This is a genomic window from Dysgonomonas sp. Marseille-Q5470, assembly GCF_951230145.1.
GTDB lineage: Bacteria > Bacteroidota > Bacteroidia > Bacteroidales > Dysgonomonadaceae > Dysgonomonas.
The window spans coordinates 250,289-266,822 of record NZ_CATNVE010000004.1 but is presented as its reverse complement, the minus strand read 5'-3'; the positions used below and the strand labels follow the sequence as shown (position 1 = coordinate 266,822).

General features: G+C 39.5%; 14 protein-coding genes and 2 tRNA genes. 9 read left to right on the top strand and 7 right to left on the bottom strand.

Features of this window, described 5'->3' with window-relative positions; translation table 11 throughout:
• Positions 1-12 precede the first annotated feature (12 nt).
• The gene (locus tag QOX35_RS09620; protein ID WP_252638379.1) at positions 13-1,680 is read left to right on the top strand and encodes a nucleoside kinase; all 1,668 of its coding nucleotides are present in this window, start codon (positions 13-15) and stop codon (positions 1,678-1,680) included.
• Positions 1,681-1,795: 115 nt separating this feature from the next.
• Here the strand turns inward: QOX35_RS09620 and QOX35_RS09615 are convergent, their stop codons facing one another.
• Together QOX35_RS09615 and QOX35_RS09610 are read right to left on the bottom strand one after the other, a co-directional pair.
• Positions 1,796-3,061, bottom strand: coding sequence for an ABC transporter permease (locus QOX35_RS09615; RefSeq protein ID WP_283686714.1), 1,266 nt, complete (start codon positions 3,059-3,061; stop codon positions 1,796-1,798).
• Between the two features lie 13 nt (positions 3,062-3,074).
• The gene (locus tag QOX35_RS09610) at positions 3,075-4,337 is read right to left on the bottom strand and encodes an ABC transporter permease (protein WP_283686713.1); all 1,263 of its coding nucleotides are present in this window, start codon (positions 4,335-4,337) and stop codon (positions 3,075-3,077) included.
• Positions 4,338-4,741: 404 nt separating this feature from the next.
• On the opposite strand from QOX35_RS09610, the gene QOX35_RS09605 reads away from it, so the two are divergent.
• Positions 4,742-5,992, top strand: a complete 1,251-nt coding sequence (locus QOX35_RS09605) for an SGBP N-terminal domain-containing protein (protein WP_283686712.1) — start codon at positions 4,742-4,744, stop codon at positions 5,990-5,992.
• 95 nt (positions 5,993-6,087) lie between these two features.
• Here QOX35_RS09605 and QOX35_RS09600 read toward each other — a convergent pair whose 3' ends face one another.
• The 5 genes from QOX35_RS09600 to ribH all read right to left on the bottom strand — a co-directional run bounded on the left by QOX35_RS09600 (position 6,088) and on the right by ribH (position 8,490).
• Entirely contained in the window at positions 6,088-6,429 is a 342-nt protein-coding gene (locus tag QOX35_RS09600; RefSeq protein WP_283686711.1) for a hypothetical protein, read from the bottom strand.
• 167 nt (positions 6,430-6,596) lie between these two features.
• Positions 6,597-7,034 carry a hypothetical protein gene (locus tag QOX35_RS09595; RefSeq protein WP_135104593.1) on the bottom strand — a complete coding sequence of 146 codons (438 nt, stop codon included), beginning with the start codon at positions 7,032-7,034 and terminating at the stop codon, positions 6,597-6,599.
• 742 nt (positions 7,035-7,776) lie between these two features.
• Positions 7,777-7,849, bottom strand: a tRNA-Gly gene (locus QOX35_RS09590).
• Between the two features lie 25 nt (positions 7,850-7,874).
• Positions 7,875-7,957, bottom strand: a tRNA-Tyr gene (locus tag QOX35_RS09585).
• Between the two features lie 35 nt (positions 7,958-7,992).
• Positions 7,993-8,490: a 6,7-dimethyl-8-ribityllumazine synthase gene (ribH, locus tag QOX35_RS09580; RefSeq protein ID WP_283686710.1), complete on the bottom strand. Its 498-nt coding sequence runs from the start codon at positions 8,488-8,490 to the stop codon at positions 7,993-7,995.
• A 200-nt stretch (positions 8,491-8,690) separates the two neighbouring features.
• Here ribH and dut point away from each other — a divergent pair, with 200 nt between their 5' ends.
• From dut to QOX35_RS09545, 7 genes are all read left to right on the top strand, one after another.
• Complete coding sequence (gene dut, locus QOX35_RS09575; RefSeq protein WP_006843835.1) at positions 8,691-9,125, top strand: dUTP diphosphatase; 435 nt, start codon at positions 8,691-8,693, stop codon at positions 9,123-9,125.
• A 19-nt stretch (positions 9,126-9,144) separates the two neighbouring features.
• Positions 9,145-10,926, top strand: a complete 1,782-nt coding sequence (locus QOX35_RS09570) for a tetratricopeptide repeat protein (protein ID WP_283686709.1) — start codon at positions 9,145-9,147, stop codon at positions 10,924-10,926.
• On the top strand, positions 10,923-11,768 hold the full coding sequence (gene lolB1, locus QOX35_RS09565; RefSeq protein WP_283686708.1) for a lipoprotein insertase outer membrane protein LolB1: 846 nt from the start codon (positions 10,923-10,925) through the stop codon (positions 11,766-11,768). The genes QOX35_RS09570 and lolB1 overlap by 4 nt, the downstream gene beginning before the upstream one ends.
• The gene (locus QOX35_RS09560) at positions 11,765-13,066 is read left to right on the top strand and encodes a murein hydrolase activator EnvC family protein (protein ID WP_283686707.1); all 1,302 of its coding nucleotides are present in this window, start codon (positions 11,765-11,767) and stop codon (positions 13,064-13,066) included. Before lolB1 ends, QOX35_RS09560 begins: the two co-directional genes overlap by 4 nt.
• Complete coding sequence (locus QOX35_RS09555; RefSeq protein WP_283686706.1) at positions 13,066-13,800, top strand: sugar 3,4-ketoisomerase; 735 nt, start codon at positions 13,066-13,068, stop codon at positions 13,798-13,800. The genes QOX35_RS09560 and QOX35_RS09555 overlap by 1 nt, the downstream gene beginning before the upstream one ends.
• The gene (locus QOX35_RS09550) at positions 13,790-14,725 is read left to right on the top strand and encodes a GNAT family N-acetyltransferase (RefSeq protein WP_283686705.1); all 936 of its coding nucleotides are present in this window, start codon (positions 13,790-13,792) and stop codon (positions 14,723-14,725) included. The genes QOX35_RS09555 and QOX35_RS09550 overlap by 11 nt, the downstream gene beginning before the upstream one ends.
• Positions 14,726-14,812: 87 nt before the next feature.
• Positions 14,813-16,462, top strand: a complete 1,650-nt coding sequence (locus tag QOX35_RS09545; protein ID WP_283686704.1) for an amino acid permease — start codon at positions 14,813-14,815, stop codon at positions 16,460-16,462.
• Positions 16,463-16,534: the final 72 nt, after the last annotated feature.

Sequence of the window (16,534 nt, the reverse complement as noted above, 5' to 3'; positions counted from 1 at the left end):
TACATTCAGATTATGGAGAAAAAAGTAACGATTTTTTGTACAAACACAAATACATATCAGGACTTTCCTGCAGGAAGCAATCTTATAAAAATACTGGAAGGCTTTGACGTCAAGTCAGAATCTACCATCGTAAACGCAAAAGTCAATAATAAAACCGAGCCTCTCGACTATTGCGTGTATCACAACAAAACGGTAACCTTTGTAGACCTAACAAGCCCATCGGGCATGCGGGCTTATGTACGCTCGCTTTGCTTTCTGCTGGCAAAAGCTGTTTCCGAAACTTTCCCCGAAGCTCAGCTTTATATCGAGCATCCCATATCGCTGGGTTACTTTTGCAAAATCAGTGACCGGGGTACGATCGACGAAAAAGCAATAGTGGCCATAAAGACAAAAATGCAACAATATATCGAAGCCGATATGCGCTTCGAAGCCGTTGAGGAAGAAACCGATAAGGTAGTAAAAATGTTCCGAAACAGAGGGTTTGAAGACAAAGCCTTGCTTCTCGAAAGTTCGGGAGAATTGTACTCCAAATATTATAGGCTCAACGGATCGGTCGACTATTTTTACGGATGTCTCGTACCTTCTACAAAATATATTCACCTGTTCGGGCTAGAGCTCTACAATGATGGCTTGTTGCTACGTGTACCAAACCGAAGCAACCCGATTGAACTTGAACCTGTCATTTCGCAAGATAAAATGTACAATGTTTACAAAGAGCATCTCAAGTTTCTGAATATCATTGGGCTCGACAATGTGGGCGATATGAACAAAGCGAATAAGATGGGTACAATGCCTAATATCATAAAGGTATCGGAAGCCTATCAGGAGAAGAAGATAGCAAATATTGCTACCGAAATAGCAGCACGGGCAAAAGAGGGTGTCAAGGTAGCACTTATATCCGGCCCTTCATCGTCGGGAAAAACAACATTCCGAATGCGACTGGAAGTACAGCTGATGGTAAATCTCTTAAAACCGGTAGGACTATCGCTCGACAATTATTTTGTAGATAGGGAATTAACCCCTTTGGACGAAGATGGAGATTATGACTTCGAATCGCTATATGCGTTAGATATAGCTAAGTTTAATGAAGACCTTCAGAAATTACTGAAAGGGGAGGAAATAGATTTACCGACATTCAACTTCACAACGGGAAAACGAGAGTATAAAGGAGACAAACTCCTGCTTGAAGAAAACTCAATCCTTGTGATCGAAGGCATTCACGGACTTAACCCCGAACTGACAAGAGATATACCTGACAACCAGAAATATAAGATATATGTATCTGCCCTCACTACCATTTCGTTAGACAACCACAACTGGATACCAACGGCAGACAACCGACTACTACGCAGACTAATCCGCGACTATAAATACCGAAGCTATTCGGCAATCGACACTATTTCGCGTTGGCAGAGCGTACGCAGAGGTGAGGATAAATGGATTTTCCCATACCAGGAAAATGCTGATGTAATGTTCAATTCGGCTATGATGTACGAACTGGCAGCACTGCGCCGCCATGCCGAACCTGTATTGATGCAAGTACCCAACAGCGCACCCGAATATGCGGAAGCCCATCGGCTACTTAAGTTCCTGAGATACTTCAACTACATCAACGACAAAGAATTACCTCCTACATCTTTATTGAGGGAGTTTCTTGGAGGAAGCAGCTTCAAGTATTAGGATATAAAATAAAGAGTCGCAAAAGGAAGAATAGTATTACTTACTTTGTCATTTTAAATGAATACATTCTCTTTTGCGACTATTTTTATGATCAATGCAATCTAAATTCCAATACCTAGTCAGCTCTCAAAGCCTCAACAGGCTGTATAGAAGCTGCCCGATTGGCGGGCCACAATATCCCCGCTACAATAATTAATATCATCACCATCAGTGCAACTACCAACGCAATCAATATACGCTCGACAGAAACAGGAACTCGCCAAACGTCTAAAACATCACCGATAAGCATATTTATATACACAATAAATGCGGGAACGATAGACAAAGACATCAGGCACAACCCCTCCAATATCATATGGAGACGTACTTTTCCCTTATCTGCTCCTACCACCATACGGATACCAATCTCACTTCGACGCTGATATGTTCGCAACCAGAATGTACCGAATACACCCAGAAACACAGTAATAAGCACAAAAACGACGACATAAACCATAGGCAGGATAGACTCCCTGATTTCTTTTCCTACAACATCTTCTCTAAACTTAGAAGAAGGTGTAACAGACGCTACATAAAGATTATTTTCTCGCAGACGGTCGCCCATCTCATTCTGAAAATTATCCTGAAAATGCTGTGCACTCCCCAACTTAACACGAATAGAAATATCAACTCTGGTTACATCATTGTCTTTGCTCCAATCTTCGAGCCTTGAATTTGTTATAATCTCAAAGAAAGCTCCCTCGTATGGGAAAAATTCCTGACGCTTCATTATGCTACTAACAGCTATAACCCGGTTGGGATTCGTTCCTCGACCTCCCTCTTCGGGAAAAAAAACATCCCTTCCTATGGCAGCATCTGCGCTCCCATAGAGCTGCTCTGCAATATCCTGTGTCAGAATAATTTGATTCTGCCCGCTTTCTTGAACCCGAATAGGCTTACCATCAGCTGTACGGATACGAAATACATCAAAGTAAGAAGGAGTGACATACCTATTGCGAATAGCTTTTGTGATAACAGAATCCACTTTCAACGAGGCCCACACACCTCCCATCGAGTAAGGCGCCGAATGAAAAGATATTGCCACAGCTTCTACATCGGGATATAATTTTATCCTATCCAGCAAGCTGAGTAATGATTCCGTTGGGGTTTGTGTAATCTGCTCGGGCGCAACATAATTAGGGGCAATAGGGGATAGTGCTTTTAGTTTCAGCACATAAGTATTATCTATATCAAAGCCTTTAGGTTCCAGATAGTTTTTAGCCCTGACATACAAAAAGTCGGACATAAGCAGCAGAAAAAGAAACACAACAATCAACTCCAATATCAGCCAACCATTATGCCGACGCTCTATCCATATTTGTTTAAAAAGATTCTTTATCATCGTTAATTGTTTTTTAATTCTCAGTATTTAATGACTCTACGATTTCTGCTTTGGCTATTCTCCATGCAGGCAAGATGGTAGACAGGATATTAATGAGCAGACAAACTAATATGGCGGCAACAAAAAGAGTAGGTTTCAGAATCATAGACCAATGCACGTTAACATCGGGATACCCCAACAAACTATCTTTTGCCATATATAAGAATAAGATAGACACCCCCACCCCGATAACACTTCCGATAAAGGTGATTGCAAAATTCTCTATAATAAGTTGCCCGATAATCTTTGTAGATGTTGCACCAAAAGCCTTTCTCAAGCCAATCTCGGGGCTTCGCTTTTTTATTTGAGAAAACATAATACCCAAGAGATTAAATATAGGCAAGAAAAGAAATAAAGCAGCAAGCGAGAGCATTCCCGAGAAATTGCCATCCAGATGGTCGCCCTGCACATAGTAAAACATGCGCTGAATACTCGTAATGGGTTGTTTCCATATATTGGCTTTGAATTCTTTCTGCCCCGAATTAAAAGTAGCCACCCTACTTTGGGCTTCTTGACGTATGGCATCAAAATCACTCTTATATTTAGCTAATATAAATACGTGAAACTCACCACCTATCCCTTCGGTAAAGTCAGCCTTCATCACCTCATCATTCAGCGAATAAGGAGTCCAGATTTCACCATAGGCTTCACTTACGGCATCACTTACAGAAGCTACAACTCCTAAGACTTTATAATCGACATAGTCTAATTGTATGGTTTTACCGGCAACATCCGTTGTTCCGAAAAATTCTCGTGCCATTTTATCGCTTATCACGGCTACCGGCATAGCCGAAGCAAACATCGACTCTGTATAAGAGGTTCCGTTTATAAAATGGAAATCGAATACTTTCCAAAAGTTTACATCCGTTCCTCTTACATCACATTCCCTGATCTTTTTATTGCCCTGAACCGAGGCTTGCTTTTGTGTCACACTAGAGGTAACAGCTGTCACTAGCTCCGGAGTTGTCATTTTATAAAAACACTGCTGCACGATATTATATCCCATTCCGCCTCCACTATACCCTACATTATCTTTATTAAGACCTTCTATTACGTCTATATAAAGCATTCTATCTCGTTCCGAAACCGGTGAAAAAGAAGCCGTTTTTATCTGATAAGTCAAGACCAAAATCATCATTGTGGCTACAGCTAAAACAGTACCCAAAATAGTAAAAAAGCCTACTAGAGGATTTTCCCTCAGCCCGGCGATTGCTTGTTTAAAATACTGCTTATACATACTCAATGCTTTTTATTTTATTACTGCTCTGTAAAACGAACAACAAAATAGAGTTGCTTATATTTATCCTCATACATTATTACTTAATCATCGGTCGATATATTTATTTCAAAGGATATAATCAAACGTCCTGCCAAAAACATAAATACCTAATAAACAAATAAATAATCAATAAATCAGTGTTCGATTTCGGACACTTTGTACGATTATGCTTTATCAAATTCGAAAATTACAATAAAAATAAACACACAAATAGTTCGCTAAACAACCTTAAAGCTTTAAATTTGCATAACCATTGTTCATGTCAGATACACAAAAGTACCCGACAACCTAACCGCTAATTGAGAATTAAGCATATAGAAATTAGCAGAGCCTAATACTTCTAAAATTTAAATTTTCTAATCATGGGACTAAAAAAAATCTTGTATCTGATATTATTGATTGTAACAGCTACAGCCTGCGATGACGATACCCAAAGTAACATTAAAGAGATCCGAGCTTTTAGTGTAAATGCTATAGAGGCTACAATAGACCAAACAAATAAAACTGTAAGACTAGCACTGCCGAAGGGAAGTGACTTAAAAAAGATAAAGCCAACGATTAAAGTATCGCCCAAATCATCCGTCAGCCCGAATTCAGATATGGAACTGGATTTCACCAATCCTGTAAAATACACAGTAACGGCAGAGGATGGCTCTCAGCAAGAGTATCTTGTGACTATAACCACGGCAAAATCATCAGATAAATATATCCTTGTTTTCAAGATCGGTCAGAACTCAGGCGACATAGATTGGCAAAAAAACACGGTAGACACAGAAGTTCCTGTGGATACAGATTGGACTAAAATAACGCCTACAGTAACAGTATCGGAAGGTGCGACAATATATCCTGCTTCGGGAACAGAAGTTGACTTTACGAATCCCGTAAAATATACTGTTACAGCAGAAGACGGCAGCAAGGTTGAGTATGTGGTTACACTATATGATGCTATTTCAAGAGCCACCCCAGTTGCAGTAACTACAATGATAGAAACAGTGGATAAAGAATCAACCCGCTATTATTTTTCATACAACTGGGCAAGAGAAATACAAGAGTATGCCACCGGGCATTCAGCACCACGACTTATAACCAAATTCATCTACGACAAGGGAAAAGTAAGCGAGATACTAATTACTGAAGAAAACGAGCCGGAAGTAATAAGTGTTATATCCGATCTAAGTGTTACCTATCCCGACAATAAGACGGTTAACCTCACTGATAAAGCAACAAATGGAGTATCTAAAATAAAATTGAATGATTGGGGTAAAGTAACCGAGTATACAAAAAGTAATGGAGATACCGAAAAATTTGAATATGACAAACAGGGGAATATAATAAAGTATACGCACGCAAACGGAGATTTCGAAACAATGACTTTCGAAAACAGAAACGGTGCATTTAAAGACAGTTTCAAGCAACAATGGTTATCTCTGTTTACAGTATCACCAGCCAAGGCAAATCCTCAGCAGATTACCTCTGTAACTACATACACCAAAGACGGACAACTCAAAGAAACAATTAATTATAAAAACCAATATAACATCACATACAACCTCTACCACTATTCTTATACAAGTGAAGGTATAAAAACAAGCGTCAGTTTCTTCTACGAATAATAAATACAACAAAAGCGATTGCAAACCAAAAATGTAATCGCTTTTGATATGTCCTTAACACTTAGCTATTGAAGCTAAGTCCGCATCGCATACAATTAATTATGCCCGGAATGAGGTACAGGCACAACAACAGGCACAGGAGTCCTATTGGGAGTACCAGCAAACCATTCTACTAATTTATCATTCAGAAAACGAATTGTATAGCTATTTCCATACAAGTTGTCGGAGTATGCAATTGTCTCCAAGTCACCCTCGGGAACCGCAATAGCCTCAAGGTGTGTATAGCTCGTACCCAACACATTCACAACCTCTTGCTTGGACATACCCAATCTGAGTTGTTTTACTTTCGAGTCTAAACTCCACACTCCACAAGAACATAGAGCAACCGTACAGAATAAAATAAACAGGAAGAATTTATTCAGTAGTATCCTTTTCATAGCATGTATTTTTATGATGTATCCTTGTTATTAAGACAAAAATACGAAGAAAAGGTTTAAATGTAAAAGTTTTAAAAATATAGTAAGAAAAATAACAAACAAGAATTTATCCTTTCAGTTTGTTTTGATTCTTATAAGATATAACAAACCCTCTTGGGATTATATTATTATGATTCTAACAATCCGGAAATTTCATTATTCGCCAATATCATGTTATCAAGAATTTTCTCCAAATTATTCTTCAATTCTCGCGAAAAACTATTCAATAATTGCAGATGAATTTCAACATGACAATCGTCATCGATACCCAGAATTGTTTTAATACCTTTATATTTCAAATTAATATTTGCTGCAATATTAAGCATCTCCCCTCTCTTGTCTTCGGGTAGTTCGTAGCTGTGCAGGTTATAAAGGATCAGGCTGAACATTTCAGTCTCTAAAGGTATACAAACTACATTCTCGATATCGGCTCCAACAACATTATGAAGCGGACGAATACTAAATGTATTTCCGTTATAAATAAAAGTGATAAAGCGATCAACATGACACTCAGGAAATAAACCTCTCTCTTGTAAACAATTGTAGAATTCATTTTTAATGTCCATTTTTATTTTATTTACGCCTTTCTGTTCCCCTCGAAAGACTGGATAAATATATATGGAAGCGTGGGAATCAGCCGTACTATCACATTCAGAGGTATCGCCAAACACCCATCGCATAGATAGACAACTAACCCCACGCTCATATATAATTCATACTAAAAAACGTATAAACCAAATGAACGTGAGAGCCAATTGCTACTACCCCTATGCGATTAAAATTTGGCGATTTTCCGAATATGGGATAATACCTTAACACTTCTCGTTTAAAATCTATATAATCCCAATACAATCCGCTGACAGATTAGAATTAACACAAATTTAGACGAAATGCGCGACCCTTCAAAATATTTCAAATCAATAGTTTCGATAAAAAACGAATTTGTTAAATTATCATATCAATATTCACTAATGAACAAATAGTTGGCTATACGCTTCCTTATAATTCTTTATTTTGCTTGCAATTTCACACAAAAAGTCACATCTTCAAACAGAAGACATACCCCCCCTTATTTAAATACTGAATTTGATATATTGGAAGAATTTCTGTAGACAGAAACATTGACAACTTTATTCACACTTCTGTAGTAAGCGATCTGCTTTTTGTAAAATTCATGTACAATCTCAATACCCATAATCGTGGTTGTGTTAACGTTCTTACAATACTCTGCTAACTTTACACCTAAAAGCAGTATTTTTTAGGACAAAAAAAGCAACTACATTTCTGTAATTGCTTTTCTGTTATCAGAGCGGAAGACGGGGCTCAAACCCGCGACCCTCAGCTTGGAAGGCTAATGCTCTATCAACTGAGCTACTTCCGCAATGTATAATTTGCATCTCAAAAAGTGGGCAGTGAAGGATTCGAACCTCCGAAGACGTAAGTCAGCTGAGTTACAGTCAGCCCCAGTTGGCCGCTTTGGTAACTGCCCTTTTTGCTTTGCGGATACAAAGGTAATACTTTTATTTATTCCTCCAAATTTCTGCGGTAAAAATCTATCATTTTTATCGCAGTTATTGCGCATTCATCCCCTTTGTTACCATGCTTGCCTCCGGCACGGTCTATAGCCTGCTGCATGTCGTCGGTAGTTAAAAGTCCGAATATGAATGGAATATCATAGCGAATATTCATATCTGCGATACCTTGAGTTACGCCACTGCATACATAGTCAAAATGTGGAGTATCTCCTCTTACTACGCATCCGATAACGATAACGGCATCCACCGGCTTATTTTCTGCCAGATGTTTTGCGCCAAAAACAAGTTCAAAACTTCCCGGAACAAAGTCGATCAGAATATTTTCTTCTTTCACCCCATGCTTCTTCAATGTGCTATACGCTCCGTCAAGCAAAGGCTTTGTTATATTCTCGTTCCATTCCGATACCACGATACCGACTGTCATTTCTGCTCCACTGGACACTGTAGCCGGATCGTACGATGATAAATTATGGTATGCTGTTGCCATTTTCTATATATTTTGTTAGGGTGCAAAGATACCGATTGTAAACAAATATCCAAAACTCAAAAAAGCTTTATCTATCAAAAGCTTTATCTAAAAACTTTAAACAACTTCTTTAATTCTTAATTTTTATCAATTAGCGAAGTAGATTGCAAAGATTTAACTAATTTCGCACACTATATAATAAGGTATTACAAATCATTGCAATGAAAGTAAAAATCATAAATAAATCGCAACATCCCCTTCCCGAGTATGCCACCCCTTATTCAGCAGGAGTAGACCTCAGGGCTAATATAGAAAATCCGATTACACTAAAACCCCTCGAAAGAACGATGGTTCCTACAGGTCTCTATCTGGAGCTACCACAGGGCTACGAAGCGCAAATACGCCCTCGCAGCGGATTGGCAGCTAAACACGGATTGACCGTACTGAACTCTCCGGGAACAATAGATGCCGACTATCGGGGCGAAATCCGCGTTATCTTAGTCAACTTATCCAACGACAACTTTGTTATAAACAATGGTGAACGAATTTGCCAGATGGTTATAGCCCAGCATGCGCAAGTAGTATGGGAAGAAGTGGACTCGATCAGTGAGACTGAGCGTGGCGACGGAGGATTTGGGCACACAGGAAAAAAATAAAAAAGAACTATATTCTTATATGAAAAGAACTATATACAGCGTCCTTCTCTTCTTATTTGTTGTCTCAGCATTCTCCGATCTATCGGCACAGAAGAAGACTGTCAAAAACAGTGTCGTATCTCAAGTTCAAGACCTGCCGATGGCTAAACTGTCGGAAGATGACAAGCGCAAGTTTGACTATTACTTTCACGAGGCTATGAATGCCAAAGCGACAAGTAAATTTGACTCGGCATTCGACCTTTTGGGATACTGCTTGGCTATCGACTCTACGAATGCCAATGTATATTACGAATTGGGTAACTATTACAATTCGCTGGATAATAAAAATAAGGCGTTGGATTTTTACCGTAAGGCTACAAGTTACGACGGAAGCAACTTCTATTACAACATGGCCTATGCAAGCCTTTGCTTAGAGTTTAAGCAATATAGCGACGCTATAGAACAGTTCGAAAAGCTTCTTGTATCCAACCCCGACAACTCGGACTTATATGTATATCTGTCGGAAGCTTATCGCCAGGATGGAAACATACACAAGGCGATATCGACCCTCGACAAGCTGGAGCAAATAGTAGGACTGAACGAAAAGATCAGCCTGCATAAGTACCAACTGTATACAGCGATAAAACAAGAGAGCAAGGCTTTTGCAGAAATACAAAAGTATATAGACAAATATCCGTACGAAATAAAATATCAGATATTGCTTGCCAACTTATACTTACAAGCGGGGAAAAATAATGAGGCGTACATGGTCTACAGCAAAGCAAAATCCATCGACCCCGAAGATCCTTATCTGATATCGTCACTTGCTGAATATTACGAAAGAACAAACAACAAAGAGGCAGCCGAAGAAGAACTTCACACAGCCCTTATGAGCCGCAAGATGGAAATCGACACCAAGTTGGCTATTCTGGCTCAGTATGTAGGCACTTTGCAGCAAAACAGACAAGACACAAAGGTAGCTAATCAGCTATTCGACTCGTTGATGGTACAACATCCGCAAGAGCCGAAACTGAACCTCATGTATGGCAATCTCCTGATGATGCAAAACAAAAAAGAAGAAGCACGATTCCAATATCAGGTATTTGCAGAAGCCAACCCCACCAACCCGGTAGGATGGGAACAACTGCTGAGCACAGCATTTCCAGACAGTCTGGACATGACAATCAGAGTTTGTAAACAAGCCATATCATACAACCCCGAACAACCTCAGTTTTACTTCTACTTGGGTATTTCGGAGTATATGAAAGATGATTATAACACTGCACTGGAAACACTGCAAAAAGGAGTGGTATATGTAGACGAAGAAAACGTATCTCTTCTATCCGACTTCTACGGGCAAATAGGTGACTTGTATTACCACCTCAACAAGCTCGACAGTGCATTCCTTACCTACGACAAAGCGATAGAGTATAATCCTAACAACATGGGTGTGCTCAACAATTATAGCTATTTCCTTTCCGTAGCGAGAAAAAACTTGGACAAGGCAGAGAGAATGAGTAGCGTTACGGTAAAAGCAGAACCAACAAACCCTACTTATCTGGATACCTACGGATGGGTATTATTTGAACAAGGAGCTTACACGATGGCAAAAATATATATCGAAAACGCCATAAAGTATAGCGAAGAAAAAAAGACAGAAATCAGCAGTGAAGTACTCGAGCATTACGGCGATGTACTATACAAAACCGGAGAGACCGAAAAAGCACTGGAATACTGGATAAAGGCAAAAGAGAAAGGTGACAGCAAATCGAAAACGCTGGACAAAAAAATTGAAACAAAAACTTACTTTGTCGAAAAATGAAACTATCCAACAGATATATACTTATAGCACTTGTCACTCTGGCAATACCTTTTGCAATCAGCAGTTGCGGATCAAAAAAAACACTGACTACAGGGGGCACATTGGCCGAGAAGAACAACAATGAAGTGATTGCCGACGCTCTGAAATCGGAGCTCGATTATAAAACGCTGACCACAAAGGGCAGCATCGAGTTCAAATCGGGCAAATCGTCACAAAAAGTTCCTGCGGTATTTAAAATAATAAAAGATAGTATACTTCAGGCTTCGGTACGAATACCGTTTATAGGAGGAGAGGCTATGCGCATCAACTTCACGCCCGACAGTATAGTTATAATAGACCGCCTAAAAAAACAATACATGGCGGAACGATACAAAGACTCGAAAGTAGTTGCAGGCTTCGACTTCAATTACTACAACCTTCAGGCACTGTTTACCAACAGGTTATTTATTCCCGGATATAAAGAGATCGGAAATAAAGACTTCGGAAAATTTAAAGTTACCTCAACAAACGATACGTACCTGATGCAAACAAAAGGTAAAAGCGATTTGTTGTATAACTTCGAGGTTGATGCGTCCGACAGAATTATATCTACCCTTATCAGTCAGGAGAAAAAGAATGTTTCCATCCAATGGGATTACAGCAACTTTATCAAAGACAACAACCATGTATATCCGACAAATATGGAAGCAAAGGTTAGCTTTGCAAAAAAACAAGCCAACATCAATATTTCATACGACAATCTGGATATAGATAAAGACTTTAGTGTAGATACATCGATTCCTTCTAAATACAAAAAAGTTGGATTTTCGGATATTATAGGAGCTTACATAAAATTGAAATGAGAAAAACACTTCTCTTACTCACACTCGTCATTAGTATTTCTTCTTTTGCTCAAACAGCCAAAATAAAAGAACTGGAGCAGCAAAGGAAAGATGCCCTGCGTGAGATTTCAAACACAGACAAGCTACTGCGTGAAACCAAGAAAACGACAACAAACCTGCTAGACAGAATAAAGCTGATCTCTAACCAAATATTTTCGCGCCAAAAAGTATTAGGACTTCTCGAACAGGAGGTGAGCGGTATCTCTGCTGAAGAAGTACAGATAGGGAAGGAAATTGTAATCCTCGAAGCCGAACTGAAAGTAAAGCAAGCCAATTACGCTAAAGCCATCGATGCCATGCAGCGCAACAGGCAAGGAGAAAACAAATTGCTGTTTATCCTATCGGGCAAATCACTCACCGAGTCGTACCGAAGAATGCGTTATCTGAGAGAATACTCGGAGTGGAGAAGCCAGCAGGCTGACGAGATTAAAGAAAAGAGCGAAACGCTCAAAGAAAGAAAAGAAGCGTTGAAGAAAGTAAAGACCGAAAAGGTGACGCTAATCAACCTTCGCTCTTCGGAACAAGACAAGCTAAAGAAAGAAGAAACAAATTATCAGCAAGAGGTTAGCGAAGCACAAAGCAAACAGAAAGACCTCCAAAAAATACTGACTCAGAAGAGAAATCAAGCCGAAGCCCTCGACAGACAGATAGCGAAGCTCATCGCCGAAGAGGTAGCCCGTCAGGAACGTGAAGCAAAACGAATAGCTGAAGAAAAAGCGCGTGCAGAAGCGGCGAAAAATAATAATGCGACAACGAATAATAAGAATAAGACTCGGACTAGATCGAGTGATAGCAGAACAACAACACGTACTCCTGTTGCCACTTCTACTCCCGAAAATATAACATTGTCGAACAACTTTGCGGCAAATAAGGGTAGACTTCCCTACCCTATATCTGGAAACGCAACCATTACCACACGTTTTGGTACACACCAGCACAGCAAATGGAATGTAACCACCTCAAGCGGAGGTATAGACATCCGATCTCAGGCGGGAGCCGATGCCAAATCCGTATTTAATGGTGAAGTAACCTATGTAGCCGCAATTCCGGGATATAACACCTGTATCATTGTCCGTCATGGAAACTATTACACTTTCTATGGCAATATACAGAGCATATATGTGAAACAAGGTGATACCGTAAAAACAGGTCAGTCGTTGGGTAAAGTATATACCGATCCCGACACGGGCTACTCTCAAATGCACTTCCAACTCTGGCAAGGTACAAACAAGATGAATCCTGAACCTTGGCTAAGATAATGGATATGGAGAGAGGCTGTTTTATCGAATTACCAACCATCACAGACCATCGGGGTAAGCTTACCTTTGCCGAAATAGGGCAGCATATACCGTTCGATATCTCTTGTGTTTCGCTGATTACGCAAAAGCAAGACTTAGAAAAGAACGAACAGATATTGATTGCTTTGCAAGGCGTTGTAGAAATATCCGTTCACAATAAAAGATATACACTCGACAAACCTCACCAAGCATTTTATACTCAAGACAAAGGCGAGATAAAATACATATCGGAAAATGCAATAGGTTTGATTATATCATCTGATAAGAAATCTAAAACTTCGACTAAAAAGGCTTCTTCGTCAAAAAAATATACAGTATCAGATTGTGCTCTTATCCCTCTGGAGGAGAATAAAAACATAGCAAACTATATCCCCTTTGCCGTAAAGCGTGTTTTCTATATCTATGATATCCCAGCAGGAGAAAGAAGAGGGATGCATGCCCATAAGCTTTGTCACGAAATACTGATCGCCATAGATGGCAATTTCAAAGTAGAGTTGAATGACGGTATAAATAAAAAAACAGTTACCCTTGATAGCTCTTCCTACGGGCTTCATATTCCTCCGGGTATATGGGCGGTAGAGACAGAGTATTCGCCGAATGCAAGATGTATGACATTAGCATCCGACGAGTATGATCCTATGAATTACATTCATTCTTATTCAGATTTCATCAAATACCGTCAGGATGGAAATTAAGATATACACGTCCGACTTCAAGCTCGAATGGGATAATTTTGTTCGCAATTCGAAAAATGGCACATTTCTTTTATATCGGGATTTTATAGAATATCACGGCAACCGCTTTAAAGATTATTCTCTACTCTTTTTCGAAAAAGGGAAACTGATCGCCCTTCTGCCCGGACATCTCGAAAACAAAGTGTTTTATTCTCACAAGGGATTGACATACGGCGGTATGATAATGAGTAAGGATACAAAAGCAAAAAATATATTATCTGCATTTGAATACCTGACCGTCACATTTCGCAGGCAAGGGATAAAGAAGATTGTTTACAAAGCTATTCCTCATATCTATCATCAGCAACCCGCAGAAGAAGACCTGTATGCCCTCTTTCGCAACAAAGCGGAGCTTACAGAACGAAATATATCATCGTCGATACTCATCTGCGAAAAAATAAAATATTCTGAACTCCGAAAACGAGGAATAAAAAAAGCAGAGAAAAGTGATCTGAAAGTAAAGAAATCTGACAACTGGGAAGGTTTTTGGAAAATCTTGGAACACAATCTGCAAACACGATACAACAAACAGCCGGTGCATTCTTTGGAAGAAATTCTTTTATTGAAAAAGAAATTCCCGAAAAACATACATCTCTTTACGGTAAAAAATGCGGATAAAGATATAGTTGCAGGCTGCCTTATTTTCGAAACCAAAACAGTTGCACATATCCAATACATTGCAGCATCAGACGAGGGAAAGAAAAAGGGAGCCACAGATTTACTGGTAGACCATATAATAAGTGAAGCATATCCCGACAAGAAATACTTCGACTATGGGGTTTCCACCGAAGACAGTGGACTGTATCTCAACGAGGGGCTCATAGAACAAAAAGAAGGCTTTGGAGCGAGAGCTACAGTGTATGACATTTATACAATCAATTTATAAAAATCAAAATTATAATTAGGGATATATACTAAGCTTCCTGTTATATCTGCAAATTCTTTATAATATAGAAAAAGAATATTTACATAGATGAATTTAAATTCTTTTATAAGAAAAAAGAGCATCGATAGTATCTCCGGTGAAGGCGATTCTATCGGCTCGGGAATGAAAAGAGTACTCGGTGTGAGAGACCTGACGCTTTTCGGTATTGCTGCCATTGTGGGCGCAGGTATTTTCAGCACGATAGGGCGTGCAGCTTTTCATGGAGGACCGGCAGTGTCGCTCCTTTTTGTTTTTGTTGCCATAGCCTGTATCTTCACAGCGTTGTGTTATGCTCAGTTTGCATCTATGATATCAGTGAGTGGAAGTGCGTACACATACACTTATGTGTCGTTAGGCGAAATATTTGCATGGACAATAGGCTGGGCACTGATACTCGAATATGCCGTATCAAATATGGTGATAGCAATTTCGTGGTCTGAATATTTCACCACCCTGCTGCAAGGGTTTGGCATACAGTGGCCCGACTGGCTCGCCATAGGATACGCCACAGCATACAAAGCCCATAATGCAGTACTGCATGGAGGTACAGACCTGCCTGCACACATACTAAAGGCTGACCAAATATACCAGAATGCCCCCGAACTTTTCGGCTCAAAAATATTGATCAACCTGCCTGCGGGACTCGTAGTTACCGCACTTACTTTTCTTGTCTTCTTGGGGATAAAGGAATCTAAAACGCTCAATAATTTATTGGTATATCTAAAAATAGGAATAATACTTGCGGTAATCCTTATCGGAGCATTTTTTGTAAAACCCGAAAACTGGTCTCCTTTTGCACCAAATGGCATACAAGGGGTTCTTGGGGGGGTGGCTGCTGTCTTCTTTGCCTTCATCGGCTTCGATTCGATATCTACCACAGCCGAAGAAAGCAAAAATCCACAACGGGACATGCCTCGTGCAATGCTCTACTGCTTGGGGATATGTACCATATTGTATGTTGCAATAGCACTTGTACTCACGGGAATGGTAAACTATAAAAACTTGGGTGTAGACGACCCTTTAGCATACGTATTCCAATTGGTAAATATGGATTTTGTGGCAGGGGTAATATCTTTTACAGCGATAATTGCTATCACAAGCGCAATACTTGTCTTCCAGATCGGGCAACCCCGTATATGGATGACAATGAGCCGCGACGGATTGCTATGGCCTAAGTTCTCGAAAATTCATCCCAAATATAAGACTCCGTCCTTCTCCACTATTATTACAGGGATTGTAGTCTGTATACCTTCATTGTTTCTCGACATGCAATTTGTAGTCGATCTTACCAGCGTAGGTACATTCTTTGCATTTATCCTTGTGTGTTCGGGAGTACTGTTTCTCGACCATAAAGGAGAAAGTAAAAAGGCTAAATTTAAGGTTCCCTACATAAATGGGCAATATATCATTTTTATATTATTCATAGTTGGAGTATCTTTGTTTATTGGTAAAACCGATTATACAGAAGTTATTGTCAGCAAACCCTTACTGATAGTCTTTTGGGCTATATGGTTGGGATTGTCTGTTGCGGCATTCAGGTATAAGTTTTCGTTGCTACCCGTATTGGGAATCCTTACCAATTTATATCTGATGACAGAGTTGGGATGGTCTAACTGGGTAATGTTCCTTATATGGCTTGCAATCGGATTGATCATATATTTTGGATATGGATACAAAAAAAGTAAATTAGCATTGTAAAGACGAGAGGTAGACAACCCTAAAAATTCAGTATAACATTATCAACGAACAGTAGTTGCCACACATACAAAA